30 protein-coding genes and 1 other annotated feature are annotated in these 26,687 nt (G+C 53.0%); of the genes, 17 read left to right on the top strand and 13 right to left on the bottom strand.

The window, feature by feature from the left end:
- Positions 1 to 78 precede the first annotated feature (78 nt).
- The 5 genes from ymiC to topA form a co-directional block, all read right to left on the bottom strand.
- Complete coding sequence (gene ymiC / locus CWR52_RS23470) at positions 79 to 177, bottom strand: small membrane protein YmiC (RefSeq protein WP_032623144.1); 99 nt, start codon at positions 175 to 177, stop codon at positions 79 to 81.
- A 137-nt stretch (positions 178 to 314) separates the two neighbouring features.
- Positions 315 to 485, bottom strand: a complete 171-nt coding sequence (locus tag CWR52_RS23270; RefSeq protein WP_021240301.1) for a hypothetical protein — start codon at positions 483 to 485, stop codon at positions 315 to 317.
- 2 nt (positions 486 to 487) lie between these two features.
- On the bottom strand, positions 488 to 628 hold the full coding sequence (locus tag CWR52_RS22340) for a YmiA family putative membrane protein (protein WP_213374860.1): 141 nt from the start codon (positions 626 to 628) through the stop codon (positions 488 to 490).
- A gap of 338 nt (positions 629 to 966) precedes the next feature.
- Complete coding sequence (cysB, locus tag CWR52_RS22335; RefSeq protein WP_008502814.1) at positions 967 to 1,941, bottom strand: HTH-type transcriptional regulator CysB; 975 nt, start codon at positions 1,939 to 1,941, stop codon at positions 967 to 969.
- Between the two features lie 187 nt (positions 1,942 to 2,128).
- Positions 2,129 to 4,726 (bottom strand): type I DNA topoisomerase, encoded by a 2,598-nt coding sequence (gene topA, locus CWR52_RS22330; protein ID WP_104950791.1) that lies wholly within the window; start codon positions 4,724 to 4,726, stop codon positions 2,129 to 2,131.
- A gap of 399 nt (positions 4,727 to 5,125) precedes the next feature.
- Here topA and CWR52_RS22325 point away from each other — a divergent pair, with 399 nt between their 5' ends.
- Positions 5,126 to 5,377, top strand: a complete 252-nt coding sequence (locus CWR52_RS22325; protein ID WP_003856804.1) for a YciN family protein — start codon at positions 5,126 to 5,128, stop codon at positions 5,375 to 5,377.
- A gap of 34 nt (positions 5,378 to 5,411) precedes the next feature.
- On the opposite strand, the gene sohB is transcribed toward CWR52_RS22325, so the two are convergent.
- On the bottom strand, positions 5,412 to 6,458 hold the full coding sequence (gene sohB / locus CWR52_RS22320) for a protease SohB (RefSeq protein ID WP_104950790.1): 1,047 nt from the start codon (positions 6,456 to 6,458) through the stop codon (positions 5,412 to 5,414).
- A 251-nt stretch (positions 6,459 to 6,709) separates the two neighbouring features.
- Between sohB and CWR52_RS22315 the strand changes: the two genes are divergently transcribed.
- Both CWR52_RS22315 and cobO read left to right on the top strand, forming a co-directional pair.
- Positions 6,710 to 7,471 carry a YciK family oxidoreductase gene (locus tag CWR52_RS22315; protein ID WP_008502811.1) on the top strand — a complete coding sequence of 254 codons (762 nt, stop codon included), beginning with the start codon at positions 6,710 to 6,712 and terminating at the stop codon, positions 7,469 to 7,471.
- Positions 7,468 to 8,058, top strand: coding sequence for a cob(I)yrinic acid a,c-diamide adenosyltransferase (cobO, locus tag CWR52_RS22310; protein WP_104950789.1), 591 nt, complete (start codon positions 7,468 to 7,470; stop codon positions 8,056 to 8,058). Before CWR52_RS22315 ends, cobO begins: the two co-directional genes overlap by 4 nt.
- 35 nt (positions 8,059 to 8,093) lie before the next feature.
- On the opposite strand, the gene rluB is transcribed toward cobO, so the two are convergent.
- Positions 8,094 to 8,969 carry a 23S rRNA pseudouridine(2605) synthase RluB gene (gene rluB, locus CWR52_RS22305; RefSeq protein WP_008502809.1) on the bottom strand — a complete coding sequence of 292 codons (876 nt, stop codon included), beginning with the start codon at positions 8,967 to 8,969 and terminating at the stop codon, positions 8,094 to 8,096.
- A gap of 664 nt (positions 8,970 to 9,633) precedes the next feature.
- Positions 9,634 to 10,143, bottom strand: coding sequence for a hypothetical protein (locus CWR52_RS22295; protein ID WP_252152173.1), 510 nt, complete (start codon positions 10,141 to 10,143; stop codon positions 9,634 to 9,636).
- 82 nt (positions 10,144 to 10,225) lie between these two features.
- Here CWR52_RS22295 and CWR52_RS22290 point away from each other — a divergent pair, with 82 nt between their 5' ends.
- The 4 genes from CWR52_RS22290 to CWR52_RS22275 are packed head-to-tail and all read left to right on the top strand — an operon-like array spanning position 10,226 to position 12,938.
- Positions 10,226 to 10,723, top strand: coding sequence for a hypothetical protein (locus CWR52_RS22290; RefSeq protein ID WP_201268146.1), 498 nt, complete (start codon positions 10,226 to 10,228; stop codon positions 10,721 to 10,723).
- A gap of 36 nt (positions 10,724 to 10,759) precedes the next feature.
- Positions 10,760 to 12,151, top strand: a complete 1,392-nt coding sequence (locus CWR52_RS22285; RefSeq protein WP_104950964.1) for a PAAR domain-containing protein — start codon at positions 10,760 to 10,762, stop codon at positions 12,149 to 12,151.
- Positions 12,148 to 12,546 (top strand): hypothetical protein, encoded by a 399-nt coding sequence (locus CWR52_RS22280; RefSeq protein ID WP_104950787.1) that lies wholly within the window; start codon positions 12,148 to 12,150, stop codon positions 12,544 to 12,546. Before CWR52_RS22285 ends, CWR52_RS22280 begins: the two co-directional genes overlap by 4 nt.
- Positions 12,543 to 12,938, top strand: coding sequence for a hypothetical protein (locus CWR52_RS22275; protein WP_104950786.1), 396 nt, complete (start codon positions 12,543 to 12,545; stop codon positions 12,936 to 12,938). The genes CWR52_RS22280 and CWR52_RS22275 overlap by 4 nt, the downstream gene beginning before the upstream one ends.
- 353 nt (positions 12,939 to 13,291) lie before the next feature.
- Here the strand turns inward: CWR52_RS22275 and CWR52_RS22270 are convergent, their stop codons facing one another.
- Positions 13,292 to 13,912 (bottom strand): L-threonylcarbamoyladenylate synthase, encoded by a 621-nt coding sequence (locus tag CWR52_RS22270; protein ID WP_003856793.1) that lies wholly within the window; start codon positions 13,910 to 13,912, stop codon positions 13,292 to 13,294.
- Positions 13,909 to 14,790, bottom strand: coding sequence for an RNase RNM (rnm, locus tag CWR52_RS22265; RefSeq protein WP_104950785.1), 882 nt, complete (start codon positions 14,788 to 14,790; stop codon positions 13,909 to 13,911). The genes CWR52_RS22270 and rnm overlap by 4 nt, the downstream gene beginning before the upstream one ends.
- A 139-nt stretch (positions 14,791 to 14,929) precedes the next feature.
- Between rnm and trpL the strand changes: the two genes are divergently transcribed.
- The 7 genes from trpL (at position 14,930) to CWR52_RS22230 (ending at position 23,045) form a co-directional block, all read left to right on the top strand.
- Entirely contained in the window at positions 14,930 to 14,974 is a 45-nt protein-coding gene (gene trpL / locus CWR52_RS23625) for a trp operon leader peptide (RefSeq protein ID WP_106993556.1), read from the top strand.
- Positions 14,951 to 15,044: a sequence feature (Trp leader region), on the top strand. It overlaps the preceding gene by 24 nt.
- A gap of 26 nt (positions 15,045 to 15,070) precedes the next feature.
- Positions 15,071 to 16,633 (top strand): anthranilate synthase component 1, encoded by a 1,563-nt coding sequence (locus CWR52_RS22255; protein ID WP_044596563.1) that lies wholly within the window; start codon positions 15,071 to 15,073, stop codon positions 16,631 to 16,633.
- Positions 16,633 to 18,228, top strand: a complete 1,596-nt coding sequence (gene trpD, locus CWR52_RS22250) for a bifunctional anthranilate synthase glutamate amidotransferase component TrpG/anthranilate phosphoribosyltransferase TrpD (RefSeq protein ID WP_104950784.1) — start codon at positions 16,633 to 16,635, stop codon at positions 18,226 to 18,228. The genes CWR52_RS22255 and trpD overlap by 1 nt, the downstream gene beginning before the upstream one ends.
- A gap of 3 nt (positions 18,229 to 18,231) precedes the next feature.
- Complete coding sequence (gene trpCF, locus CWR52_RS22245; RefSeq protein ID WP_104950783.1) at positions 18,232 to 19,590, top strand: bifunctional indole-3-glycerol-phosphate synthase TrpC/phosphoribosylanthranilate isomerase TrpF; 1,359 nt, start codon at positions 18,232 to 18,234, stop codon at positions 19,588 to 19,590.
- Between the two features lie 10 nt (positions 19,591 to 19,600).
- The gene (gene trpB, locus CWR52_RS22240; protein ID WP_104950782.1) at positions 19,601 to 20,794 is read left to right on the top strand and encodes a tryptophan synthase subunit beta; all 1,194 of its coding nucleotides are present in this window, start codon (positions 19,601 to 19,603) and stop codon (positions 20,792 to 20,794) included.
- Entirely contained in the window at positions 20,794 to 21,603 is an 810-nt protein-coding gene (gene trpA / locus CWR52_RS22235) for a tryptophan synthase subunit alpha (protein ID WP_104950781.1), read from the top strand. The genes trpB and trpA overlap by 1 nt, the downstream gene beginning before the upstream one ends.
- 308 nt (positions 21,604 to 21,911) lie before the next feature.
- Entirely contained in the window at positions 21,912 to 23,045 is a 1,134-nt protein-coding gene (locus CWR52_RS22230) for an acyltransferase family protein (RefSeq protein WP_104950780.1), read from the top strand.
- Positions 23,046 to 23,147: 102 nt separating this feature from the next.
- On the opposite strand, the gene CWR52_RS22225 is transcribed toward CWR52_RS22230, so the two are convergent.
- Positions 23,148 to 23,399, bottom strand: coding sequence for a hypothetical protein (locus CWR52_RS22225; RefSeq protein ID WP_129546968.1), 252 nt, complete (start codon positions 23,397 to 23,399; stop codon positions 23,148 to 23,150).
- Between CWR52_RS22225 and yedE the strand changes: the two genes are divergently transcribed.
- Both yedE and yedF read left to right on the top strand, forming a co-directional pair.
- Positions 23,398 to 24,609: a selenium metabolism membrane protein YedE/FdhT gene (gene yedE, locus CWR52_RS22220; RefSeq protein WP_104950779.1), complete on the top strand. Its 1,212-nt coding sequence runs from the start codon at positions 23,398 to 23,400 to the stop codon at positions 24,607 to 24,609. The two genes, CWR52_RS22225 and yedE, sit on opposite strands and share 2 nt — an antisense overlap.
- Positions 24,606 to 24,839, top strand: a complete 234-nt coding sequence (gene yedF, locus CWR52_RS22215) for a sulfurtransferase-like selenium metabolism protein YedF (RefSeq protein ID WP_003856774.1) — start codon at positions 24,606 to 24,608, stop codon at positions 24,837 to 24,839. Before yedE ends, yedF begins: the two co-directional genes overlap by 4 nt.
- A gap of 156 nt (positions 24,840 to 24,995) precedes the next feature.
- Here the strand turns inward: yedF and CWR52_RS23210 are convergent, their stop codons facing one another.
- Both CWR52_RS23210 and ompW read right to left on the bottom strand, forming a co-directional pair.
- Positions 24,996 to 25,205: a hypothetical protein gene (locus tag CWR52_RS23210; RefSeq protein ID WP_161566071.1), complete on the bottom strand. Its 210-nt coding sequence runs from the start codon at positions 25,203 to 25,205 to the stop codon at positions 24,996 to 24,998.
- 145 nt (positions 25,206 to 25,350) lie between these two features.
- Positions 25,351 to 25,983, bottom strand: coding sequence for an outer membrane protein OmpW (gene ompW / locus CWR52_RS22205; RefSeq protein ID WP_104950777.1), 633 nt, complete (start codon positions 25,981 to 25,983; stop codon positions 25,351 to 25,353).
- A gap of 282 nt (positions 25,984 to 26,265) precedes the next feature.
- Between ompW and CWR52_RS22200 the strand changes: the two genes are divergently transcribed.
- Entirely contained in the window at positions 26,266 to 26,670 is a 405-nt protein-coding gene (locus CWR52_RS22200) for a YkgJ family cysteine cluster protein (RefSeq protein ID WP_032674935.1), read from the top strand.
- Positions 26,671 to 26,687: the final 17 nt, after the last annotated feature.

Below are 26,687 nucleotides of genomic sequence, written 5' to 3'. Positions count from 1 at the left end.
TAACAACCCAAATTGATAAATTTAGGATTGGTCCAGTGCGGGGAAACAAAAAACCCCGCCGTAGCGAGGTTTTACAATTTAGTGGAGCGCCAGCCAGATGAGCTGACTCCAGAACAGAATCGACACGGTAAAAACGCCGATCCACGACCAGTATTTGTGAGACGTCATGTTATTCATCATAGGGACACCAGGCATTATTTATAAAAATTCCGAGGTCGTTCCTCAGTGCTATATTGCTGATGTGTATTTATTAAAGAGTACAAAAGCGCAGAGTCGATATTCAGACTATTTGCATCATTACGCAATAAACTAAATTATTGTTTTTTGGGTTCGTCTTCTGCGAACACATCAATAAAAGCCTGCTGCTGCGGCGTCAGTTTCCAGGACGCAGGTACAACAGTTGCAGGTGCTTTACGCCCTCTGTGGCCGTTGTCACGATGCTGACACATCTGTTTTACCGAAGCGGTACGTACCGTCACTGCCATATTTAACCCCAATATCTCCAGGCCAGGAGAGCAACAGCCACCCAAAACAAGGCGGAGACGAGAAAGACCGCCAGCCAGGCTTTACGCTTGAGCGCAGGATCCCTTTGCGGTTCTTCACTTCCTGAAGGCATTGCTAACCTCATACAATCGACATCGCTTATCATTTAGGACCAAACAATTGGTACGATTAATCATCTGTTGAGATAAATCCTAAAGAAACTTTAGCCGAAAAGCCAGTGAATTTACGCACCGGGAGGTATGAAATATTCAATCTTTTGACCAGAAATAAATAATTGAAAAGAAAAATTTGCGAAGGCGTAAATTAGTTTCTACTTTTGTCGCCAATTCACGACATTATAACCTTACGCATTAAATGGATAATGACATTATATGGCAGGGGACGCGCAGATGATGATAATTCTAATTTAGCTTTGAGGCGTTATTTCGGTATCTTTCCCTAAGGGAAAGATACCGGGTGTGATTATTTTTCGGGGAGTTTGATGTCTTTAAACATCTCTTCAATATCTTCATTTGAGCGTAATGCCACGGCGGTATCAACCACATCACGCGTTAAATGAGGGGCAAAGCGCTGAATAAAATCATACATATAGCTGCGCAGGAAGGTGCTGCGGCGAAAACCAATTTTTGTGGTGCTATGGCTGAAAACGTCGTGCGCATCAAGACGCACCAGGTCAGGGTCTGACACCGGATCCACCGCCATGCTGGCAATGACGCCCACCCCCAATCCAAGCCGGACATAGGTCTTAATGACGTCGGCGTCCGTCGCAGTAAAGACAATACGCGGCGTTAATCCTGCCCGGTTAAAGGCCGTATCAAGCTCAGAACGCCCGGTAAAGCCAAAGGTATACGTCACCAGAGGATACTGGGCCAGCTCTTCGATAGTGACCGACCCTTTACCCGCCAGGGGGTGATCGGGGGTCACCACAATAGAACGGTTCCAGTGGTAGCACGGGAGCATGACCAGATCGTCATAGAGATGAAGCGCTTCGGTGGCGATGGCAAAGTCTGCATTCCCCTTGGAAACGGCTTCAGCGATTTGCGTTGGCGAGCCCTGGTGCATATGCAACGAGACGCGAGGATAACGCTCGATAAAGCCCTTGATCACGCCGGGCAGCGCATAGCGCGCCTGCGTATGCGTGGTGGCAATATACAGCGAGCCTTTATCCGGCCAGGTATGCTCCCCTGCCACAGACTTAATCGCATCGACTTTGGAGAGCACTTCCCGCGCAATGCGGATGATTTCCTGCCCCGCCGGCGTCACCTGGGTAAGATGCTTACCGCTGCGGGCGAAGATCTGAATGCCTAACTCATCCTCCAGCATACGAACTTGTTTGCTGATGCCCGGTTGCGAGGTATACAACCCCTCGGCGGTAGAAGAGACGTTAAGGTTATGATTCACCACCTCAACGATATAACGAAGCTGCTGTAATTTCATGCCAGACCATCCGATTTAGCGCATGCGGTCAATCGCTTAAGACGATTTAATAATAAAAAACAGGTTAACTATAACCACTATATCATTTATAGCCTGACTGTATAGTACGGAACAAAAAATAATAACAAGGTAATAAAAAAGGGCCGGAAATCCGGCCCTTTCACAGGTAAGTTACGGTTAGGGAAGATTATTTCTTGCCTTCAACCCATTTGCCATCGACAAAGAAGGCTGACCATCCGGTCGCTTTACCCTCTTTCTCTGCCGCAACGTACTGCTGCTTAGTTTTACGGCTAAACCGCACCACGGTTTTGTTGCCTTCCGGATCCTGCTGTGGCGCATCGGCCAGATAACGCAGTTTCTCCGGCAGACGATCGCGGAAGCGATGCAGCTCTTCCACCAGCGGCGCGCGGGTTTCACGCGATTTCGGGAAGGTGTTGGCGGCCAGGAAGACACCTGCCGCGCCGTCACGCAGCACGAAGAACGCGTCGGATTTCTCACACGGCAGCTCTGGCAGCGGAACCGGATCTTCCTTCGGCGGAGCCACTTCACCGTTACGCAGAATTTTGCGCGTGTTTTTACATTCGTCGTTGGTGCAGGCCATGTACTTACCGAAACGCCCCATTTTCAGGTGCATTTCAGAACCACACTTCTCGCACTCCACAATCGGGCCGTCATAGCCTTTAATGCGGAACTCGCCCTCTTCGATCTCATACCCGTCACACGTTGGGTTATTACCACACACGTGCAGCTTGCGTTTTGGATCGATCAGGTAGCTGTCCATTGCCGTGCCGCATTTTTTGCAGCGGCGCTTGGCACGCAGAGCGTTAGTTTCCGCATCATCACCTTCCAGCACGTTGAGAACTTCATTCTCCGGCACCAGGTTGATGGTGGTTTTGCAGCGCTCTTTTGGCGACAGCGCATAGCCGGAGCAGCCCAGGAACACGCCCGTGGTGGCAGTACGGATCCCCATCTTGCGGCCACAGGTTGGGCAGTCGATGCTGGTCAGTACCATCTGGTTAGGCAGCATGCCGCCTTCTTCAGGGTCTTTCTCCGCTTTTTCAAGCTGGTCGGTGAAATCGCTGAAGAAGCTGTCGAGGACCTTTTTCCATTCCGCCTGGTGGCTGGCGACCTGGTCGAGACTGTCTTCCATTTGCGCGGTGAAATCGTAGTTCATCAGCTCGCGGAAGTTGGCTTCCAGGCGATCGGTGACGATCTCACCCATTTTTTCCGCATAGAAACGACGGTTTTCAACACGGACGTAACCGCGATCCTGAATCGTCGAGATAATTGACGCGTAGGTCGACGGACGGCCAATACCGCGTTTTTCCAGCTCTTTTACCAGAGATGCTTCACTGAAGCGTGCAGGTGGCTTGGTGAAGTGCTGGGCTGGCACGAGGTCAACCAGCGAGAGCTCATCCCCTTTGTTCACTGCCGGCAGCGTTCGGTCTTCATCACCTTTACGCAGCGCAGGCATTACTTTCGTCCAGCCGTCGAAACGCAGAATACGACCGCGCGCCTTGAGACGGAAATCACCCGCGCCGACGGTCAGCGTGGTGGAATCATACTGTGCTGGTGTCATCTGACATGCCACGAACTGCCGCCAGATAAGCTGATACAGCTTCTGGGCATCGGCTTCCATATCTTTCAGCGATTCAGCGAGCACAGAGACATCAGAAGGACGAATCGCTTCGTGCGCTTCCTGAGAATTCTCTTTGCTGGCAAACTGGTTAGCGCTTTCCGGCAGGTATTTTTTACCGAAGTTGTCGCTGATGTAGCCACGCACCATGTTGACCGCGTCCTGACTCAGGTTGGTGGAGTCGGTACGCATGTAAGTGATGTAGCCCGCTTCATACAGGCGCTGGGCCATCATCATGGTCTTCTTCACGCCATACCCCAGACGGGTGCTCGCCGCCTGTTGCAGGGTGGAGGTGATAAACGGCGCACCAGGCTTGCTGCTGGTCGGTTTGTCTTCACGTTCCAGCACCTGATAGCGAGCCTTTTCCAGCAGCGCCACGGCGGCCATGGTCTGGTCGCGGTTTTCCGGACGGAAAGGCTTATCGTTCTGATGGCTTACCTGCAGCGGCAGAGCGTCACCGCCCGGCGTGGTTACATTGGCATCGACTTCCCAGAACTCTTCCGGCACGAAGGCTTTAATTTCGCGCTCACGCTCAACGACCAGACGCACGGCAACGGATTGCACACGCCCTGCGGACAGGCCACGGGCAATCTTCTTCCACAGCAGTGGAGAAACCATGTAGCCCACAACGCGGTCCATAAAGCGACGTGCCTGCTGGGCGTTTACACGGTCAATATTCAGTTCGCCCGGCTTCTCAAACGCCTGACGAATCGCATTCTTCGTAATTTCGTTAAACACTACACGACTGTAGCGTTTGTCATCACCACCAATCACTTCCCGCAGGTGCCACGCAATGGCTTCCCCTTCGCGGTCAAGGTCGGTTGCGAGATAGATGTGGTCTGCTTTTTCAGCCAGCTGCTTGAGCTCGTTAACGACTTTTTCTTTCCCGGGCAGCACTTCATATTGTGCGTCCCAGTTATGCCATGGGTTAACACCCATGCGGTTGACAAGCGCGCTACGTTCATCCTTTTTAGGCTTTTTAGCCCCTTTGGTGGAGGTAGAGTCTGCGCTCTTTTTGCTGGCTGAGCCACTGGTCGGCAAATCGCGGATATGACCCACGCTGGACTTAACCACGTAGTCATTACCCAGATACTTATTGATCGTTTTGGCTTTTGCCGGGGACTCAACGATGACGAGAGCTTTACCCATATTCACCTTTACCTAATTTAATTCTTCCAGGAATACGCCGCACGTTGATTTCCCTTCCGCTGACGACGAGCCAATGATATTGCGACTGCGTCAGGAGATATCAACCCCTTTGTCTTACCGGGCGTTAAAGAAAAGATGCCCAGGTGATTGAGTTCTCGGGTATTTTTCTCACATCTCGTGTAATTCGTGACGAATTCCCGGTTGAATGTCAAGCAATTCTGTTGCCAGAATGACGAAAGCGCACACTCTACCTGATAAAATTCGTTACGCAACTTTATTAGCATGCAAAAGCAAATCCTGCCAGCCAGGCCCCTGCACCTTATCCCCTCTCATTACAGGGAAAATTTGCCCCCAAAGCGCCCTCGGCGTAGACTATTGTCACTGTTTAAGGAGTGGATTATGCAGAATACGACCCAACCTATTGACCGAGCCTCTCTGCTTATCGAAGCAAACAAGCTTATTCGTGACCATGAAGATACGCTGGCAGGCATTGAAGCCACCGGTGTAGAGCAGCGAAATGGCGTGCTGGTTTTCAGCGGCGAATACTTCCTTGATGAACAGGGTTTGCCGACCCCGAAAAGCACCGCCGTGTTTAACATGTTTAAATACCTGGCGCACACGCTTTCCGAGAAATATCACCTGGTCGATTAACGCAAAACGCGAGGCATAAGCCTCGCGTTTTGGTTTACAGCAACGGTTTTTGTCCGCGCTGTAGCCAGCGGAGCAGCAGGCGGTCCGCGCTTTCTGCGGCACTGTTGGTAAAGCGGTCAAGGAGTCGCTTGCGCTGGGCAAAGCGGACGCCCACCAGTTCCCGGCCTTCCATCAGGTTGAGCAGCAGATCGTCACTGGTTCCGACTTCATCCACCAGCCCTTTCTCCTGCGCCTGAACGCCGTACCAGTGCTCACCCGTTGCGACCTGCTCAATGTCCAGCGTCGGGCGCATACGGTGCACAAAGTCTTTAAAGAGATGATGCGTTTCGTTGAGATCCTCACGGAATTTTTGGCGCCCTTCTTCCGTGTTTTCCCCCAGCAGCGTCAGGGTACGTTTGTACTGACCCGCTGTGTGAAGCTCGATATCAATCTCTTTATTTTTCAGGAAGCGGTTAAAGTTCGGGATCTGTGCGACCACCCCGATCGAGCCAATAATCGAGAACGGTGCGGCCACAATTTTGTCCGCCACGCAGGCCATCATGTAGCCACCGCTCGCAGCCACTTTATCTACGGCCACGGTCAGCGGGATCTGTTTTTCACGCAGGCGCTGCAGCTGAGAGGCCGCCAGGCCGTAGCCGTGCACTACGCCCCCCGGGCTTTCAAGGCGTACAACGACCTGGTCCTGGGGCGTCGCCACGGCCAGCACGGCAGTGACCTCTTCGCGCAAAGACGCGACTTCATGCGCATCCATGCTGCCCTTAAAATCGAGCACGTAGACGCGGGGCGTGACCTTATCCTGTGGTGTATTGAGCTTCGCCTTTGCCTTTGCCGCTTTGGCTTCCTGTTTATGCTTTTTCTTCTGCGCGTTGAGCCACAGTTTCTGTTGATGACTGTCAAGCAGCGCCAGAGACATCTCTTCCTGCATCTCTTTATACTGCTCGCTCAGGCGGGTGATGCGTAACTCCCCACGCTGACGCTTGCGCTGCGTCAGGTTGACAATCAGAACGGCAAACACCGCAATGGCAATCACCACCGTCGCGATTTTCGCCAAAAACAACCCATATTGAGAAAGTAATTCCACGCGTTCCACCTTGATTTAACCACGAATCTTTCACGGCAGTGTACAACAGCCCTGCCCATGCGTCTCGCTCGTGACATTACCTCTGCGAGGCGCCTTCAGGAATCCCCGGTCTGGCGTTTAAATATTTGCAAATTGTTAATTTTACAGCAATGCGTCCTGTAGACTGATTGAATTATCAGGCGAATTCGGGCATAAAGCCGAAAAGTCACAAAAGAAGGCGTCTTTGAGTCACCGTGCGCCGAGGAGTCACCTTGCATTATCAACCGCAAAAAAATCTGCTGCAGAACCGCATCATTCTTGTCACTGGAGCCAGCGACGGGATTGGCCGTGAAGCGGCGCTGACCTACGCTGAGTATGGCGCGAGCGTCATCCTGACCGGCCGCAACGAAGAAAAACTTAAAGGAGTGGCGCAGGAGATTGAAGCCGCAGGTGGGATTCCTGCTCGCTGGTACACGCTCGATCTGCTCACCTGCACGCCCGCGTCATGTCAGGAGCTTGCTCACCGCATCAGCACCCATTATCCGCGTCTCGACGGCGTGCTGCACAATGCCGGCTTGCTTGGCGAAGTTCGCCCGATGGATGAACAAGATCCTGAGATCTGGCAGGAGGTCATGCAGGTCAATGTCAACGGGACGTTTTTCCTGACCCAGGCACTGCTTCCTTTATTACTCAAATCGGATTCGGGTTCACTGGTGTTCACCTCCTCCAGCGTAGGCCGTGAGGGGCGTGCAAACTGGGGTGCCTATGCCGTATCAAAATTCGCGACCGAAGGCATGATGCAGGTGCTGGCAGAGGAGTACCAAAGCCGCCATCTGCGCGTAAACTGCATTAACCCGGGCGGTACGCGCACCAAAATGCGCGCCAGCGCCTTCCCTACGGAAGATCCGCAGAAGCTGAAAACGCCGGCAGACATTATGCCGCTCTATCTCTGGCTAATGGGCGACGACAGCCGCCGCAAAACCGGGATGACCTTTGACGCCCAGCCAGGCCGTAAACCAGGAATATCGCAATGAGTGAAGAACGTCACCAGCAGCGCCAGCAGCGTCTGAAGGAACAGGTCGATGCGCGCGTCGCGGCCGCTCAGGATGAGCGCGGGATCGTGATCGTCTTTACCGGCAACGGCAAAGGGAAAACCACGGCCGCATTCGGCACGGCGACACGCGCCGTCGGCCACGGGCAGAGGGTCGGCGTTATCCAGTTTATTAAAGGTGAGTGGCCTAACGGCGAGCGTAATCTGCTTGAGCCCCACGGCGTTGAGTTCCAGGTGATGGCGACTGGATTTACGTGGGACACCCAGAACCGCGAAACCGATACCGCAGCCTGTCTGGCCGTCTGGGAGCACGCTAAAAGAATGCTGGCCGACCCTTCACTCAATATGGTTCTGCTGGATGAGATCACGTATATGGTCGCCTACGACTATTTGCCGCTGAAAGACGTGCTTAATGCACTGAAAAACCGTCCCGCCCATCAGACGGTTATCATCACGGGCCGCGGGTGTCATCGGGATATTCTGGAGCTGGCAGATACCGTCAGCGAGCTGCGTCCGGTTAAACATGCGTTTGATGCGGGCATCAAAGCGCAAATAGGGATTGATTACTAAAGAAAAAAGCCCGATGTCTTCACCGGGCTTTTACATTAACCGTTGTTATTACGGCTGCCAGAGCGGCGGTTGCTGCTCACCTGGCTGTGACGCTTCACCGCACGGCGAATCTGGTTCGCCTTCATGCGGCGACGATCTTTCTCCACCGCCACTTTAGAGGTGGTTTCCGGCGTCAGGCCGACCAGCTCGCGCAGGTAGTTGGTCTGGGTCAGATCCAGTTCGGTATAGCCCCCACGCGGCAGGCCTTTCGGCAGCAGGATGTCGCCGTAACGCACACGGATCAGGCGGCTAACCTGCACGCCTACCGCTTCCCAGAGACGACGCACTTCGCGGTTGCGGCCTTCGGTCAGGGTCACGTTGTACCACTGGTTGATGCCTTCCCCACCGGTAAATTTGATGGTTTTGAACGCCGCAGGACCGTCTTCCAGCTGAACGCCACGCGACAGGTCGCGCAGTTTATTCTCGTCAACCTGGCCGAACACACGCACGGCGTATTCACGTTCCACTTCACGGCTTGGGTGCATCAGACGGTTTGCCAGTTCACCATCGGTGGTAAACAGCAGCAGACCGCAGGTATTCACGTCCAGACGGCCAACGGCAATCCAGCGAGCGCCACGCAGTTTAGGCAGACGGTCAAACACCGTCGGGCGACCTTCTGGGTCATTGCGGGTACACAGCTCGCCTTCCGGCTTGTAGTAAGCCAGCACGCGGCAGATTTGTTCAGCAGACTCTTTCACGGAGATAAGATGACCGTCGATACGGATCTTCAGCCCCGGTACGATTTCTACGCGGTCACCCAGCGTGGCGATTTTACCGTCCACACTCACGCGGCCCGCTTCAATAATGGCTTCGATTTCACGGCGTGAACCGTGGCCGGCACGCGCCAGCACTTTCTGTAACTTCTCGCTCATTGAGCTTCCTCAGGTGTCGCCTTCACAGGCGTCTGGTGTACTTTCTAAAACAACGAGTTAACGCTAAAATTAGACTAACTCGCTGATCTGCAACTATTTCATGGTACACAGCATGGCAAACGACGTGTCACACAAGCTGTCACACACAATGATTCGTGGGCGCACATACTACACGAATTTTTGACTAAATGATTCAACAAGTTTTGTGCGTCTGAATCTTGGTACTGACAGTCAAAAACAAGCCGAAGTGGTCATGAATCAGATCCGCCCATACATTCCTCTCGTTCAGAATGGGACAATGGGTAGTGAAGAGTTTAAGCGGAAGATTCAAAGCTACCGAGCCGCCACTAAGCAGGACTTTGATAGCTATCTACTACGTGCCCTTGAAAGAGATGTTGCCGAAGTGGAGCGCCTCCCAGAGTTGGGCCAACAGTGCTTCCACTACTCCTCGGTGCTCTACCGTACATCCTCCCCGTCGGATATTTGGGGATTGTCGGGGTAAAAACCGGGAGAGCCTCAAAATTCGCGCTTAATAGCTCATGCAATGGCGAAGAGCATCACCCCCTTGCCTCGGTAAACACTACATTCCCCCGCTCATCTCTTCTACGTGACCGTAATCACGGCCCGGATTGATCCTAAGCAGCTAAACAAGATAGGTTTTTAACTACTCTTTTTGGGAAAACTTGCAGTGCATACATGACCAATTATTGGTCGGCTTAATCCCGTATCCTGGTACACCGTCATGAATGACAGAACGCAGGTGATGCTTCTTATTGTCCCCTTCGTAGCATCTCGGACAGAAAGGAGTTTCATCACCTTCTCTCCAGTACAACGGCGGCTTAAATACGAACGTTGATTTATCTACCAACTGTTCTTCAAGGTGCTTGTTTTTTTGCTCAGCATCGAAAAGCAAAGTCTGGGTAGTTAGCGCTTCGATTTTGGCATTAGCAAGTTCAACCATCAGATTAGCCAACTCAAGTTTGAGCGTTGCCTTATCCAGTTCATCACTGTTATTCGCCAGTTTCTGGGTGATGCTCACCGCTTTATCAAGGATTCCAACCGTTGCCGCCGTACCTGCCAAAATGCCTGCCATAGCGTCCCTTGTCTGATATTTGTTGAAGATTAATGCCCACCACTTTACCGGATAACCTTCTGTTACGAAACGAAGTTTCACTTAGGCATAATACTTATTGCGCATGTGGTTATTGTTTGTAAAATGACCTCTGTGATTATTTCTATAACAAGTAGAGGGACTTATGAAACAGTACAACAACTATCTTACCCCTGAAATCATCGCATCTTTAGATGCTCCTCGTTATACCGACAACCAACTGTCCGAAATGAATGAAGAATCCCGCCAACTCGTTATCGAGCAGCAAGAGTACGCTGAACACCATCCAGTTACAGCTATCTATCGTACAGCCGTTGCCGGAAGCCGCACTCTTCGGGGCGGCGTTGTCGATGAGCCTAATCCAGATCCGAGCCAGGGTATGAAAGTCCAACTCGATAGCGGTGAATGGGCCAGCATTGTCACAGAAGGTGCAACCGTCACTTATCCAGACGGAACGAAAGCTGTCATCATCACCAGCGCCGGGCAGTTAAGCGAATGGGAAGGTAAAGGGATCGCGCTGGTTGGTAGTTTACTTGATAACGGAGATCAAATTATCAGCACCCCTGATTATGGATTGGTGTTCTCTTTCCGCGAGGGTGAATCAATGCCAGATGATTTCCTGACTGTTGCAAAGGTGGCATAAATGGGGGGAATGCGTCCAAACGTTTTAGGGCGGGGAATGGCGTTGTTTGGTGATCAAACCACAACTGGCGCAAAACTCATCCCCTCACTTTCTTGCGGTAACATTCTTGGTCGTCGTCCGATTGTTCTGGGTGACAAGACCACCGCTTGCCCGAAATGCGGCAAAGAAGGAAAAGTTGTTGAAGGTGAGTCACACCGCACAATTCACCAGATCCCTGTAGCAGTGGACAGGGGCGTCGTTTTATGTGGTTGCCCCTCTGGATCTAACCGTATAATAGCCCCTTTGGGATGGATCGGCCCAGGTGAATCCCCCTCTCAGGCAACAGCAAGGTATCTGGCAGAAGCGGCAACCGCAGCAGCCGCTCTTGCTGCATCTCAACAGCCGCAAGCAGAACCAGAACAACACGCCCAGACAGCGAAAAAGAAAACAGGCATCGACGCAGGTTTTGCCGTTATCCCCTACGGCGGCACCACAGAAGCCTGGCAACGTCTGCTATTCACAGGCACCCCGCCAGCAGGAGCAAAGGAGCTATTCTCTACGCTGAACGGCCCGGATGAAAGATACAAAGCTGGTTCGATTATGCTTCTGGTTGATCCAGAGAAACAGGACGACGAGCAGATCGCCCACATGAAAGCCGCGAAAGCGCGAGTCGATGCGGTGTTAGAACCGCTGACAATCCAGGAAGCTAACTTCCTGCATAAGAACAAAGACACCATTGATCTGTTTACTTCCCGCGCCAGTACGACAACAGGGATTGCCTCAGAAGCTGCGGGAAAATACTTTGAGAAGATCGAGAGTGTTCTGACCAGGATTCAGCAAGCATACAAAAATCAGTACATAACCAGTGGGTCACTGATCAGCGAGCAATTTTATGTTCAGAGACGGCAACTGTTCGGTGAACTCGATAGCATTCTAACGGATTTCACGCGTCACAAACTGGCATTGCAGGACTACCCAGACATTAAACGAGCGTTGGGACTTTCAACCAGTTCGATCACACATCGCTGGAATCAAACCGGGGTTGCAGACATCGAGGGCTACGCCACCTTCATCGAGAAAGCTGCAAAGTATGTGAAAATGATGAAAACAACGGGCTATGTCGGAATCGCTCTTGATGGCGTGAACAGGCTGGATAAGATTTACGAAGCCTGCACAGTCGGGTCTGACTGCGAAAAAACGGCGTATACCGAGGTTGGAAGTTTTGGTATGAGCATCGGAGGCGGTGTATTTGCAGGTTCACTCGCATCAGGGGGAGCCTCTGCAACCGTTTGTTCTTTTGTCTTGGGCGCATTAACTATTGAAGCCGCTGGTGCGGGAATGTTGGCTTGCGGTGTAATCTTCACTGGCGCGGCTGGTTATGCCGGGGGAGAAATGGGAGGAAAACTCGGCGAAACATTAGGTGAAAAAGTTTATGAGGTAACAAAATGACCGTTACCGCATCTGATGCTCTGCTTTTCATCATTTCAGGAGCAATGATGATCGCTTTAGTTTCGATGGTTATCATCTCCATTCTGAACAAAAAGCGATTCCTTGAGGTCTGCCGTTTGTATGAAGTCAAGTTTGGAACTTTGCCCCTTGCCGCCGCAGTATTGAAAGATGCTAACGTTATTGGATTTACAGCAGGGTACACAACCAAAATGGACTTCATCATTCATCCGTTGATCTATGGAAAAAAATCCATCCATAGCAAGAACGATGATGTTGCATTCATCAGAGACTTACCAGCAAAAATCAGATACTGGTTTATTGCGGAATTTGTTTGCTCAGTGATTGGTTTGGTTGCATTGCTTCTCGGTGGTGTGTGGCTTTGGGTCAACAAATGACCAACTTACCATCAGATCTAATCATCTGCGGATTTGGAGGGTTAAGCCTTGTCTGCGGTATCGCCGTCGCGTTGCTCTCATTTATCAACAAAAAGCGCTTCTCCGCGATCTGTACACTGTATAAAGAAAAGTTTGGTTTTCTCCCGGCAGGGGCTATTATTTTCGACAAAGCGGACTCGACAGGATTTAGCTCAGGTTATGCCGCAAAGATCAATTTTATCGTAAACCCGTTAATCTTCGGTAAAAGCTCAGTAGACAGTACCAATGATGATGTTACGTTCATCAGAGGCTTGCCACCTCACCTCAAAAATGGGTTTATCGTCGAGTACGCTTTCTCTGTTTTAGGATTGCTATCAATCATTATCGCCGGGTCTGTTCTGTACTTCCGATAAACTCCCAAAGCCAAGCCAGCAATCATGCTGGCTTGCAATTAGCACATAGCGATCCCTCATTTCAACCAGCCTCTCCCCCAGCCCCCGAATCAAAGAAGTCCGTTGGTGATACCAGCTTATTGGCGCAGGCGTTGAAGCCTGCCAGAGAATAGCAAACGGTGTGCATAAAGGATGAGAGTCAAAGTGCTACTAAAGCTGTCACACAAAGCGATGATCACCATTCACGAGCTCGAAATAACCCATTGATTAATTATAAGTTATTATTTCGCTTGCGCGCCTTCACAGGCGTCGAATCAGGTCAAAAGAGGGCTGAGCCCTGCTTTGATGGCCGCGTAGTATATCTGCTTATACCTTTACAAGAAAGGCTTTACATCACCCACGCCTTCACGAATCACTTCCGGTGCATCTTCGGTTAAGTCGACCACGGTGGTCGGCTGCTGGCCGAGATAGCCGCCGTGAATAATCAGCTCGACCACCTTCTCCAGACGATCCTTGATCTCTTCCGGATCGGACTCGGTAAATTCACTTCCCGGCAGCATCAGCGAGGTAGACAGCATCGGCTCGCCGAGGGTTTCCAGCAGCGCCTGCGCAATCGGGTTCGACGGCACGCGCATGCCGATAGTCTTACGCTTTTCCTGCAGCAGGCGGCGCGGCACCTCTTTCGTCCCTTTAAGGATGAAGGTGTAGTTGCCCGGCGTGTTGTTCTTGATCAGGCGAAACGCCACGTTATCCACATAAGCATAGGTGGACAGCTCAGAGAGATCGCGGCACATCAGGGTAAAGTTATGCCCGTCCGGCAACTGGCGAATGCGACAAATGCGTTCCATCGCCCCTTTATCTTCAATTTTGCAGCCCAGCGCGTAGCCTGAATCGGTCGGATAGACAATCACGCCGCCTTTGCGGACGATCTCCACGGCCTGGTTAATCAGACGTGGCTGCGGGTTATCCGGATGGATATAGAAAAACTGACTCATACTTCCCTCTCTTCAATTTGCTGCGGCTGTTCCCAGAGCTGCCAGACCGGCTCAACGCCAGCGGGCAGCCAGAGTTTACGCCCCAGTTCGATCCAGGCGCAGGGCTGATGGAAATCAGAACCCTGTGAGCCAAGCAGACCGTACTGTCGGGCATAGGTCGCGAGCTGCGCGCGCTCATTGGGCGCCTGCTGACACTGGGCGACTTCCATCGCCTCACCACCGTTTTCGGCAAAGTGCGCCAGCAGCCTTTTCAGCCATTTAGCAGAAAGATTATACCGCCCCGGATGGGCCAGCACGGCCTTACCGCCAGAATGATGAATCACATCAATAGCTTGTTTTATTGTACACCACTGTGGCGGAACGTATCCGGTTTTCCCGCGCGCCAGATACTTTTTAAAGACATCCGCCATCGTCGTGGCTTTACCCGCCTCTACCAGAAAACGGGCGAAATGACCGCGCGTGACCGCCCCGCCGTTCGCCAGCTTTTGGGCACCTTCCAGCGCGCCCGGAATATGCGCCTTTTCCAGACGTTCGCCGATCATCTCTGCGCGCTGGTTGCGGCGCGTTTTTTGTTCTTGCAAAAAAGCAATAAGTGCCGGATGGTCTATATCGATGTTCAGGCCAACGATATGAATCTCATGGTTTTCCCAGACGGTCGAAATTTCGACACCGGACACCAGATTAAGCGCCAGCCCGCTGCGGGCGATCTCGGCGCGCGCCGCCGGAATGGCATCCGTCGTATCGTGATCGGTTATCGCCAGCGTACCGACGCGCATTTCAACGGCACGATGAACCAGGGCTTCGGGTGTCAGCAGGCCATCAGAGGCCTGAGTATGGCTGTGTAAATCATAAATAATAGCGTAGGTGGTATCGCTCAAAGCACTTCCCATAACAGGTTGGAGACATCCGAAACCATCATGATACCGACTTATATCGAAATTCTGAAATCAAGGGTTGACAACACGCCATCGAACTAGTTAACTAGTACGCAAGTTCACACGAGAAAGGTATCTGAAAATGACAGCACATTTCACTCTGCACGGTTGGTGGCGTACTTCCTGATCATCGGGCAGTGTCACGCGTCTGCGAAATGCAAACAGATACCCGCCCGCTACCCAGCGGGCTTTTTTTTTGAACAGAATAAATGAGAACACCAACATGCAAACAGCCAAACCCCATCTCGAATTGCTGACCTGCGAGGCGGCCTATCGCCACAACCCGACCGCGCTGTTTCATCAGGTGTGCGGGGCTCGCCCGGCAACGCTGCTGCTGGAATCTGCGGACATCGACAGCAAGGACGATCTCAAGAGCCTGTTGCTGGTCGACAGCGCGCTGCGCATTACCGCTCTAGGTGACACCGTCACAATTAAGGCCTTGTCAGACAACGGCGCATCGCTGCTGCCGCTGCTGGATGCCGCCCTGCCTTCAGGCATCGAAAACGAACGTCATCCAGAAATGCGCATTCTGCATTTCCCGCCGGTTAGCCAGTTGCTGGATGAAGACGCGCGCCTGTGCTCCCTTTCCGTCTTTGATGCCTTCCGCCTGCTGCAGAACCTGGTCACCGTTCCGCACGATGAGCGTGAAGCGATGTTCTTTGGCGGGCTGTTTGCCTACGACCTGGTCGCCGGATTTGAAGATTTACCGGAAACCGAGCAGGGCAATCGCTGCCCGGACTATTGCTTCTATCTGGCCGAAACCCTGCTGGTGATCGACCATCAGAAACAATACACCCGTATCCAGGCCAGCCTGTTCACGCCTTCGACCGCTGAGAAAAACCGTCTTGAGCACCGCATCGCTCAGCTTCAGCAGCAGATGACGGAAGCGCCACCTGCACTGCCGGTACAGCGCGTGGAAAAAATGACCTGCGATGTGAACCAGACCGACGATCAGTACGGTGCCGTGGTTCGCCAGATGCAAAAAGCGATTCGCGCCGGGGAAATTTTCCAGGTTGTACCGTCCCGTCGCTTCTCTCTGCCCTGCCCGTCTCCGCTGGCCGCTTACGACGTGCTGAAAAAGAGCAACCCAAGCCCGTACATGTTCTTTATGCAGGACAACGACTTCACGCTGTTCGGCGCCTCGCCGGAAAGCTCGCTGAAATATGACGCCACCAGCCGCCAGATTGAGATCTACCCGATCGCCGGAACCCGTCCACGCGGACGTCGCGCCGATGGCTCCCTGGATCGCGATCTCGACAGCCGCATCGAGCTGGAAATGCGTACCGACCACAAAGAGCTCTCCGAGCATCTGATGCTGGTTGACCTGGCGCGTAACGACCTGGCACGCATTTGCACCCCGGGCAGCCGCTACGTCGCCGACCTGACTAAAGTTGACCGCTATTCGTTCGTGATGCACCTGGTCTCTCGCGTGGTCGGTGAGCTGCGCCATGACCTCGACGTGCTGCACGCCTACCGCGCCTGCATGAACATGGGCACCCTGAGCGGTGCGCCGAAAGTGCGCGCTATGCAGCTGATTGCCGCCGCCGAAGGACGCCGTCGCGGAAGCTACGGCGGCGCGGTGGGCTATTTTACGGCCCACGGTGACCTCGATACCTGCATCGTAATCCGCTCCGCCTATGTTGAAGACGGTATTGCCACTGTCCAGGCGGGTGCCGGGATTGTCCTTGATTCTGTTCCGCAGTCTGAAGCTGACGAAACGCGCAGTAAAGCCCGTGCGGTCCTTCGCGCCATTGCTACCGCACACCATGCACAGGAGATTTTCTGATGGCTGACATTCTGCTGCTCGATAATATCGACTCCTTTACCTACAACCTGGCAGATCAGCTGCGTGCGAATGGCCATAACGTCGTTATCTATCGCAACCACGTACCGGCGCAGACCCTGATTGACCGTCTGGCCACCATGCAAAACCCGGTGCTGATGCTCTCCCCCGGGCCAGGCGCACCGAGCGAAGCAGGCTGTATGCCGGAGCTGCTGACCCGCATGCGCGGCAAGCTGCCGATTATCGGCATCTGCCTCGGCCATCAGGCAATTGTGGAAGCCTACGGCGGCTACGTCGGCCAGGCGGGTGAGATCCTGCACGGTAAAGCGTCCAGCATTGAACATGACGGCCAGGCAATGTTTGCCGGGCTGCCGAACCCGCTTCCGGTCGCGCGCTACCACTCGCTGGTCGGCAGCAACATTCCCGCCGGGCTGACCATTAACGCCTCGTTTGAAGGGATGGTGATGGCGGTACGTCACGATGCGGATCGCGTCTGCGGCCTGCAGTTCCATCCGGAATCGATCCTGACCTCCCACGGCGCCCGCCTGCTGGAGCAGACGCTCGACTGGGCGTTACAGAAGCTGGAGCAGACCAATACCCTGCAGCCGATTCTGGAAAAACTGTACCAGGCGCAGACCCTGAGCCAGCAGGAGAGCCACCAGCTCTTCTCCGCCGTGGTTCGCGGCGAGCTGAAGCCTGAGCAGCTGGCGGCCGCGCTGGTGAGCATGAAAGTCCGCGGCGAAAGTCCGCAGGAGATCGCCGGTGCCGCTACGGCCCTGCTGGAAAATGCCGCCCCGTTCCCGCGCCCGGACTATCAGTTTGCCGATATTGTTGGCACCGGGGGAGACGGCAGTAACAGCATCAATATCTCCACTGCCAGCGCCTTCGTGGCGGCGGCGTGTGGTTTAAAGGTCGCAAAACACGGTAACCGCAGCGTTTCCAGCCGGTCTGGTTCTTCCGATTTGCTCGCCGCATTCGGTATTAATCTCGATATGAACGCCGAGCGTTCCCGTGAAGCGCTGGATGACCTGGGCGTCTGCTTCCTGTTTGCGCCGAAGTATCACACCGGTTTCCGCCACGCGATGCCGGTTCGTCAGCAGCTTAAAACCCGCACGCTGTTTAACGTGCTCGGCCCGCTGATCAACCCGGCGCACCCGCCGCTGGCGCTGATCGGTGTCTACAGTCCGGAACTGGTACTGCCGATTGCCGAGACGCTGCGCGTGCTGGGTTACCAGCGTGCCGCCGTGGTGCACAGCGGTGGAATGGACGAAGTGTCACTGCATGCGCCGACGCTGGTAGCCGAACTGCGCGACGGTGAAATCCTGAGCTACCAGCTGGAAGCCGCTGACTTTGGTTTAACCCCGTATCACCAGGAAGCGCTGGCCGGCGGTACGCCGGAAGAAAACCGTGACATTCTGACGCGCTTATTACAAGGTAGGGGAGAGGTTGCCCATGAGGCCGCCGTTGCTGCCAACGTCGCTATGCTGATGCGTTTGCACGGTGAGGAAGACCTGAAGGCCAACGTTCAAAAAGTTCTGGATGTACTGCGCTCCGGTGCAGCTTACGATCGCGTTACCGCACTTGCGGCAAGAGGGTAAAGAATGCAGACCGTTTTAGCGAAAATCGTTGCCGATAAGGCCATCTGGGTGGAAGCCCGCAAGCAACAGCAGCCGCTTGCCAGTTTTCAGAATGACGTCGTACCAAGCCAACGTCGTTTCTATGATGCCCTGCAGGGTGCGCGCACCGCGTTTATTCTTGAGTGCAAAAAAGCGTCCCCCTCTAAAGGCGTTATCCGTGACGATTTCGACCCGGCACGTATTGCCGGCATTTATAAGCATCATGCGTCAGCTATCTCCGTGCTGACGGATGAGAAATATTTCCAGGGCAGCTTCGATTTTCTGCCGATCGTCAGCGGCATCGCGCCGCAGCCGATCCTGTGCAAAGACTTTATCATTGACCCGTATCAGATCTGGCTGGCGCGCTTTTACCAGGCTGACGCCTGCCTGCTGATGCTCTCGGTGCTTGACGACGAGCAGTACCGCCAGCTTTCCGCCGTGGCGCACAGCCTGAACATGGGCGTGTTGACCGAAGTGAGTAATGAAGAGGAGCTGGAGCGCGCGATTGCGCTGGAAGCCAAAGTGGTAGGCATTAATAACCGCGATCTGCGTGACCTGTCCATTGACCTGAACCGCACGCGCCAGCTGGCGCCGCGTCTGGGCGCTGGCGTCACGGTGATCAGCGAATCCGGCATTAACAGCTACGCCCAGGTGCGCGAGCTGAGCCACTTCGCCAACGGTTTCCTGATTGGCTCCGCCATGATGGAACATGACGATCTCAATGCGGCAGTACGTCGCGTGCTGCTGGGTGAAAACAAAGTCTGCGGCTTAACCCGCGAACAGGACGCCCAGGCCGCGTATGAAGCCGGAGCGATTTATGGCGGGTTGATTTTTGTGGATTCCTCCCCTCGCGCGGTCAGCGAAGAGCAGGCGCGTAAGGTCATCGCCGCGGCACCACTCAGCTATGTTGGTGTGTTCCGCAACGCAGATATTGCAGACGTTGCGGTAAAAGCCGACGCGTTATCCCTCAGCGCGGTGCAGCTCCACGGTGATGAAGACCAGGCCTATATCGGTGCCCTGCGTGCCACGCTGGCACCGCAGGTACAGATCTGGAAAGCGCAACGCGTTGACGATACGTTGCCCCCGCGTAACCTGAACCACGTGGATAAATACGTCCTCGATAACGGCCAGGGCGGAACCGGCCAGCGTTTTGACTGGTCTTTGCTGAACGGCGAAAAGCTGGACAACGTCCTGCTGGCGGGCGGATTAAGCCCGGATAACTGCGTAGAAGCCGCGAAAACCGGCTGCGCAGGCCTCGATTTCAATTCAGGCGTAGAGTCCCAGCCGGGTATTAAAGATGCCAGCAAACTGGCCTCGGTTTTTAAAACTCTGCGTGCATATTAAGGAAGAGAAGATGACGACATTACTTAACCCGTATTTTGGTGAGTTCGGCGGGATGTACGTCCCGCAAATCCTGATGCCCGCGCTGCGCCAGCTGGAAGAAGCGTTTGTGAGCGCGCAGAAGGATCCGGCGTTTCAGGCTGAATTTACCGACCTGCTGAAAAACTATGCAGGCCGCCCAACGGCCCTGACCAAATGCCGCAATCTGACAGAAGGCACGAAAACCACGCTGTATCTTAAGCGTGAAGACCTGCTGCACGGCGGCGCGCACAAGACTAACCAGGTGCTGGGCCAGGCGCTGCTTGCGAAGCGTATGGGCAAAACCGAAATCATCGCCGAAACCGGCGCAGGCCAGCACGGCGTGGCCTCGGCGCTCGCCAGCGCCCTGCTCGGTCTGAAATGCCGCATCTATATGGGAGCGAAAGACGTTGAGCGTCAGTCTCCGAACGTCTTCCGCATGCGTCTGATGGGTGCGGAAGTGATCCCGGTGCACAGTGGCTCCGCGACGCTGAAGGATGCCTGTAACGAAGCGCTGCGCGACTGGTCTGGCAGCTACGAAACCGCGCACTATATGCTCGGTACCGCGGCGGGCCCGCACCCGTTCCCGACTATCGTGCGCGAATTCCAGCGCATGATCGGTGAAGAGACCAAAGCGCAGATCCTCGAAAAAGAAGGTCGCCTGCCGGATGCGGTGATCGCCTGCGTTGGCGGCGGATCTAACGCTATCGGCATGTTCGCGGACTTTATCGACGAAACCCGCGTGGGTCTGATTGGCGTCGAGCCTGCGGGTCACGGCATTGAATCGGGTGAACACGGCGCGCCGCTGAAGCATGGCCGCGTGGGGATCTACTTCGGTATGAAATCCCCGATGATGCAGACCGATGAAGGCCAGATAGAAGAATCCTACTCTATCTCTGCTGGCCTCGACTTCCCGTCCGTGGGACCGCAGCACGCCTATCTGAACAGCACCGGTCGTGCGGACTATGTCTCCATTACCGATGACGAAGCGCTGGAAGCGTTTAAAACGCTGTGCCGCAGCGAAGGGATTATCCCGGCGCTGGAGTCATCACACGCCCTGGCGCACGCGCTGAAAATGATGAAAGAGAACCCGGAAAAAGAGCAGCTGCTGGTGGTGAACCTTTCCGGCCGCGGTGACAAAGATATCTTCACCGTTCACGATATTCTGAAAGCACGAGGGGAAATCTGATGGAACGCTACGATAACGTATTTGCAGAACTGAAAACCCGCCAGGAAGGCGCGTTCGTTCCCTTCGTCACCCTGGGCGATCCGGGCCCGGAGCAGTCGCTGAAGATTATCGACACCCTGATTGAAGCCGGTGCCGACGCGCTGGAGCTGGGGATCCCGTTCTCTGACCCGCTGGCGGATGGCCCGACCATCCAGAATGCGACGCTGCGCGCGTTTGCCTCAGGCGTCACACCGACCCAGTGCTTCGAGATGCTGGCGGCGATACGTCAGAAGCACCCCACTATCCCGATTGGCCTGCTTATGTACGCCAACCTCGTGTTCAACCGCGGTATCGATGAATTTTACGCCGAGTGCGCCCGCGTGGGTGTCGACTCCGTTCTGGTCGCCGACGTGCCGGTTGAAGAGTCCGCGCCGTTCCGCCAGGCTGCGATGCGTCACAATGTCGCCCCGATTTTCATCTGCCCGCCAAACGCGGACGATGAGCTGCTGCGCCAGATTGCCTCTTACGGGCGCGGTTACACCTACCTGCTCTCCCGCGCAGGCGTGACCGGTGCCGAGAATAAAGCCGCATTGCCGCTGCATCATTTGGTGGAAAAGCTGGCCGAGTACCATGCCGCACCGCCGCTGCAGGGCTTCGGGATCTCCTCTCCGGATCAAGTCACCGCGGCGATTGACGCGAAGGCTGCGGGTGCCATTTCCGGCTCTGCGATTGTGAAGATCATCGAGAAGAACGTGGACAAGCCCGAGCAGATGCTGGCCGAGCTGAAGGCGTTTGTAACTGCCATGAAGGCGGCGACGCGTAAATCCTGACCCCTCCACCGTCTGGCATCCCTGCCAGACGGTTACCCTCTTTTTTACACTTCTTTTTGATTTTACAGCGTTCCACTCCAATGAAATAAACGGAACATAAATACTGAATTGCACTTATCAACAGATTAGCCAGAAAAAAGCTGACGACATAGCGTCATACGGTGCCGCGGGGTAAAGAAATCAACCAATTTTCAGGGGATTAAATGAGATACATCATCTCGACGAAAATAAGAAGCAATGCTAGAATGGCATCGAGGTCAGGTAAAGCCTTCCAATTATTTCTATACAAATATCCGTAAGGTTTGAAGATGGATTTATACTTTTCGATTTACTTAGTTTTCACATGCTTAGCCTTGGCAATTGTGATTTTTAGTCTACCGCTATTCAAATTTATAGATGAAGATACTGAACCGACAAGGTCAAATAGTATAGATGGTATGAGATACGTCCTTGCCTCATTTGTCATATTTCATCATATGGATTGTGCTTTCACATTTATTAAAAAAGGCAATTGGGCTCCGACATCAGACTTGTTGCTCTATTTTGGGAGATACGGGGTTGCTTTATTTTTTATGATTACAGCTTTTTTGTTTTGGGGAAAAATCAGAAAAGAAAATGAAGTGGATTGGATTGAATTATATAAAAAACGCATTTACAGAATTGCACCGCTATCCGTATTTTGCTCCATAGCGGCTCTATCTTTACTTTTCTTATTAACTGAACAAAATGAATTTTCTCTTAGTGTAATAAACAACGCGCTTTCTTGGTTTGATTTGGGACTCTGGAATGACAAACCGCCGGTCACTACTTTCCAGTATCCTTTTATGGCTCTGGCTGGGGTGACGTGGACACTGCGCTGGGAATGGATTTTCTATTTTTCTCTTCCGTTGTTATATATGTTCAAAAAATGGTCCTTTGAATTAACCATTTTCCTTTTTGCCTTCTCCATATATTTTCTTCCAGCCTTTACGAACGATTCATCTTTGTGGTCTTATTTTTTCACCGGAATGTTATGCCGGGAAATCAAAGACAGAATAGTCATAACAAAAAAACTGGCCAATGCTGCTTTGATTTGCACGATTCTTATAACCCTTTTAGCGCAACCAACACTTTACGGTCCGTCCGAGAAACTATTTCTCTGCGCGATATTCTTTTCTGTAGTTTCAGGCGCGAATCTTTTTGGTTTTTTAATTACCAAAGCAGCCATTCGCCTCGGTGCAATAAGCTACAGTTTATATTTGACGCAAGGGTTGATTTTATTCCCTTTAATCCTTCACTTCAAAACAAACAATGAACCAGAGTTGAATGTTCATACTTTTGCGATCTTAGTTTTATGCTACGTGGCAATATGCCTTCTCTCTTCCATTACTTACCACTTTATTGAAAGACCTTTCATAAAGAAAATGAGCATTATTAGCATAAAGAAAGTATACGAAAAATAATCATCTCCGGCGCGCAGGCGCCGGAAGTTAAAGTCATTATTATATGATTCATTGGTTTTATTTTTATGATATACCATGGCAGGTGTTTCTAACCCCTGAGATTTAAGTCCCCCTCTCAGGCGTTAGACTCACTTTGTTACACCACGCCATCCAACGGTTATCTTCTGGAGCAAGCTTGAAAGTAAATGTTGAGAATATACGGTTTACAGTGAGTTGCAAGTTTCGATGACGGAGGTCATAAAAGGTGTAAGTAATTGGAAAATCTCTGTTGACAACTTTTAGATATTTAGAAAAAGAGATATATTCCAGTCCGCTTAATTCACTAACACCTTCTGAGTTCAGAGGTTTATTCATGTCATGGCAATCCTTCAAACAGGCTTACCTGGTTAAGTTCTGGTCACCCGTTCCGGCCGTTATCGCGGCAGGCATTCTCTCTACTTATTATTTTGGCATTACCGGTACCTTCTGGGCCGTGACCGGCGAGTTTACCCGCTGGGGTGGACAGCTGCTCCAGCTCGCAGGCGTGCACGCCGAAGAGTGGGGATACTTTAAGCTCATCCACCTCGACGGTACGCCGCTCACCCGTATTGACGGGATGATGATCATCGGCATGTTCGGCGGCTGCTTCGCTGCCGCGCTGTGGGCAAACAACGTTAAGTTGCGTATGCCCAAAAGCCGAATCCGCATTTTGCAGGCGGTTATCGGCGGCATGATTGCCGGATTCGGCGCGCGTCTGGCGATGGGGTGTAACCTTGCCGCCTTCTTTACCGGGATCCCGCAGTTTTCGCTTCACGCCTGGTTCTTTGCTGTTGCCACGGCCATCGGCTCTTACTTTGGCGCAAAATTCACCCTGCTGCCGCTGTTTCGTATTCCAGTGAAAATGACAAAAGTCAGCGCAGCGTCTCCGTTAACCCAGAAGCCCTCTCAGGCCCGCCGCCGTTTCCGCCTCGGAATGCTGGTCTTTTTCGCCATGGTGGCATGGGCGCTCTGCACCGCCCTGAATCAGCCTAAGCTCGGTCTGGCGATGCTGTTCGGTGTGTGTTTTGGTCTGCTCATTGAACGTGCGCAGATCTGCTTCACCTCCGCGTTTCGCGATATGTGGATCACCGGGCGCACGATGATGGCGAAGGCGATTATCGCCGGGATGGCGGTCAGCGCCATCGGCATCTTCAGCTATGTTCAACTGGGCGTCGAACCGAAAATCATGTGGGCCGGTCCTAACGCGGTCATTGGCGGCCTGCTGTTCGGCTTCGGGATCGTGCTGGCTGGCGGATGTGAAACCGGCTGGATGTATCGCGCCGTCGAAGGCCAGGTGCACTACTGGTGGGTGGGTCTGGGAAATGTGATTGGCTCGACGATCCTGGCGTACTACTGGGATGACGTGTCTCCCGTCCTGGCCACCCGCTGGGACAAGGTCAACCTGCTGAATACCTTCGGGCCTCTCGGCGGCCTGCTCGTCACCTACGCCCTGTTGTTGCTCGCTTTTTTACTGGTTGTCGCACAGGAGAGACGTTTCTTCCGCCGTGCGAGCGTTAAAACAGAAACGCAGGAGAATGCAGCATGAAAGAGATTGTGCCTGATTATCGTCTGGATATGGTTGGCGAGCCCTGTCCATATCCGGCGGTGGCTACGCTTGAAGCGCTACCGCAGCTTAAAAAAGGTGAAATTCTGGAGGTGGTCAGCGACTGCCCGCAGTCCATCAACAACATACCTCTGGATGCGAAAAACCACGGTTATACGGTGCTGGATATCCAGCAGGATGGCCCAACCATTCGCTATCTGATTCAAAAATGATCGTTAAGGGCCTCGTCAGGGGCCTTTATCGTATTGAATTATAAGACATCTTGATCCACGGCAAAAACGCGATTTTTGACTTAAGTAAAATCTCATTTCCCTTTTGAAGGAGGTTTTCGCGGTTTGATGTATTTACGAGCTTTACTGGTTTTCGCCTTATTGATTCCCTTCCATGCGCTGTCCCTGAATTTCTCTTCTACCTTCCTGCGCCTTAATTGTCCGCAAAGAGGACTTGTCGAGGTTATTCTTCACGTTTATGACCATACCCAGGAACGGTGGCACGATCATTTTGAAACCGGCGCGGGACACAAACGTGCGGGTGATACCGAAATTATCCCGTTTGCCAACGGCGATATTCTCTTCCATTCCCTGTCCAGCGACGCTTTCAGCTATTTATATGATGGGGAAACGATCCTGAGGCACTGTGTAAAGCTTGATGAGCGGCCAGTTTATCCGTCGTTTTGATGTGAGCAAAGCAAACTGGCCACCCTGTGGCCAGTTTGACGGGGGATCAGAAACGATAACCCGCAGAGAACATAAACACCCACGGATCCAGGCGAGTATTGATACTTTGCTGCTGACCGCCCGCCTTGAAGCGTACGTCCGTATCAATATCCATATACCAGACCGAGGCGTTGATCAGCCAGTCGCGGTTAATCAGGTAATCCAGACCGACCTGTCCCGCCATGCCCCAAGAATCTTTCAGGCTGAGATCCGTCAGACCCGCCTCTTTACCGGTATCGTTAAATTTCTCATCAAAGAAGGTGGTGTAGTTCACACCGGCGCCAATATAAGGACGCACCTTGCTGCTTGAGTCGCCAAAGTACCATTGCGCCATCAGCGTTGGCGGTAAATGGTGGACCGTGGCGATATCACCGGTTGGTCCTAAACCGACGCGATGACGGAACGGCGTTGCGGCCAGAAGCTCAACACCAACATTATCCGTCGCCATCCAGGTGAACGTTAAACCTAACTGGGTGTTATTACTGACGCTAAAACCGCCCATACCCAGCACGTTATCCGATCCTTCAGTTGGGCGAACCGTAGCCGAACCGGCACGAATAAAGAATTCGCCTGCTTCATGCGCATACGCGCCGCCAGAGAGACTGCTTAATACAAGGGCTGCCACCGCTAATTTTTTCATATCCGCTCCATCGTTGTGGTTTTAATCGCGGATGAGAATATACTCACAAAAGAGTAATAAGTGATCTGCCACAGATCACATTAAAACCAGTAACTTAACATTCATTGATCTGGATTAATTTTTTGTTACGCATCCAAAACCAATAAGTTGTTTCCATGTCAATTTTTGGCATTTCACGGTTACAAAATTTTCCCTTTTCCCCCTCTTGCTCTTCCTCTGGCGGCTGGATAATTTATCGCTCTCACAAGTTGATTTGATGCGTTCTTCTTTTGCAGGTGTGCCATGAGTGATATTAACCCGTGCATGACGTGCGGAGCCTGTTGTGCGTATTTTCGAGTCTCTTTCTACTGGGCCGAAGCCAGCGATGGCGGCGGTACCGTTCCGGTTCATCTTACTGAGCCGTTAACTCCCTTTCTGCGCTGCATGAGCGGCACGAACCAAAAGCAGGCCCGTTGTGTGGCGCTACAGGGTGAACCTGGGGTCGCGACCCGCTGTTCCATCTATGAGGATCGCCCCAGCCCGTGCCGGGAATTTGCCATGTCGGGGGAAGATGGGCAGGTCAACGAAGCCTGTAACCGCGCCCGCGCCCGTGTTGGATTACCGCCGCTTTACAAAGATATGCTTTTCCATACAAGCCTTGATGCTGCCACAGCAGGTGCATCCGGTGTACAATTGCCGGCTAATTAACACCTGCAATACTCAAG

It is taken from the genome of Enterobacter sp. SGAir0187 (assembly GCF_002952735.2).
GTDB lineage: Bacteria > Pseudomonadota > Gammaproteobacteria > Enterobacterales > Enterobacteriaceae > Enterobacter > Enterobacter quasiroggenkampii.
The sequence above is the reverse complement of the archived record's forward strand: the minus strand, read 5'-3'. Positions and strand labels throughout refer to the sequence as shown.